Consider the following 1,185-nt stretch of genomic DNA (forward strand, 5'->3'; position numbering starts at 1 on the left):
CCGTTAGATGGTGCTGTATATCCCAGGTATTCCGTGGCGGTCTTTGCAGTCATTGACTCACAGTTATCCATCACCCAATCAAACGGTAAACCCCGCTTTGTAACCAGATACTCCCAATGCTCAACGGTTAACCGAGTATTTTTGTAAAGTTTTCCTAAAGGTTGTGCTTTTTGGTGAGATGCACTATAATTGGGTGTATCGGTAGCGGTAACAGTCATTTTATTTGATTTCATATTGTTTTAAAATTTAGATTCTGTTGACAGTAAGGGGTGTTACAACCCCTTATTTTTTGTTGACAATTAATTACCTACTAGAGTAGCGAATTTTTGAAGCAATATCAAGGTAGATTTTATCACTCTATTTGTTTAATCTTCCCATTGTATGCACCTTGAGAAAAAGTAGATAAAGTGTCAGGCTTGTACCTTTTTGCTCGACTAATTCTACCTGTTCTGCAACTACCTGAAACATACTGTGCTATTTTGCGGAAACCTTTATAGGGTTTACGATAGGTATTTCGCTGTATATGCAAAGATAAACAGTGTTACAGTTACGTTTTTAGAGCGTTTTTAGAGGATGGGCAAACCTTAACCTCTACCCATTGCTCATTAATCCATTAATCCAATTCTAAAAAACGTTTTATTTCACTTAGTACCATTTTTCCCTTTTTGTAGTTTCTGCCTTTATACCCCATTAACTCCTCAACTATTTTTGTATCTGAGTAACCATCCTCAAGCGCATCAATTACAAGTTCAAACATTTCCTCGGCTTCTACACTTAACCCAGTTTCCGGTTTACTTCCCCTTACGGGAAGGTCGGAAGTACCTACTTCCGGTGTTTGGGAAGTACCGGAAGTTTCCTCGCTAAAATCGGTAGTATCTCCATCTAGTGTCACTTCCGAGTCACTTACACCCTGGGAAGTCAGGGAAGTAGTCCGGTCTGTGAGTAAATATTGTGCGATAGCGGTATTCGTACCCTGTGCTAGAAATAAATCACTAGCTAAACTGTGTTTAAATTCGGCTTGCTCGCGCTTTTTAATCGCGTCAATTTTAGGCTTAATTTCTCCTAACTTTGTTGTTAAGTAGAGCGACGTGCCACTCGCTAAAATTGCGTAGGTTATAGAAGTAAATCTAAAAAACTTATGCCAATTGTTAGCGTTTACGTCACGAGTTAAAAACGGGGTAAAAA

The 1,185-nt window shown here is 38.9% G+C and carries 2 protein-coding genes; both read right to left on the bottom strand.

Annotated features, from left to right (window positions below; translation table 11 throughout):
• Positions 1–233: hypothetical protein (locus PL11201_RS25340; protein ID WP_144017893.1), on the bottom strand; the 233-nt coding region annotated here is incomplete at its 3' end.
• 380 nt (positions 234–613) lie between these two features.
• The coding region (locus PL11201_RS26630) for a hypothetical protein (protein WP_079681639.1) at positions 614–1,185 on the bottom strand (572 nt) is incomplete at its 5' end.

Origin of the sequence: Planktothrix sp. PCC 11201, assembly GCF_900009135.1 — a bacterium.
Lineage (GTDB): Bacteria > Cyanobacteriota > Cyanobacteriia > Cyanobacteriales > Microcoleaceae > Planktothrix.